General features: G+C 71.8%; 1 pseudogene. It reads left to right on the forward strand.

The features are described from left to right. Positions 1–20 precede the first annotated feature (20 nt). Positions 21–216: pseudogene (locus FVA95_RS30600) on the forward strand (hypothetical protein); the annotation flags it as partial.

Raw genomic sequence — 216 nt, forward strand, 5'->3', positions numbered from 1 at the left:
TCGGTGAAGGCCTGACCGACATGACCCGGGCGGTGATCATGGCGTTCGCCGGGATCTTCGGGTCAATCGCCGCGGCCGGGTTCGCCGCCGAGCTGGTCGTCCGCCAGGCGATCATCCTGCTTCTGGTCGCGGTGTCCCCGATCGCCGCAGCCGGGCTGGTGTCGGGGGTGACGTCGTCATGGTGGTGGCGCACCGCGCGCTGGCTGGCCGCGGCGA

The sequence above is a fragment of the Pseudonocardia sp. EV170527-09 genome (assembly GCF_008369905.1).
GTDB lineage: Bacteria > Actinomycetota > Actinomycetes > Mycobacteriales > Pseudonocardiaceae > Pseudonocardia.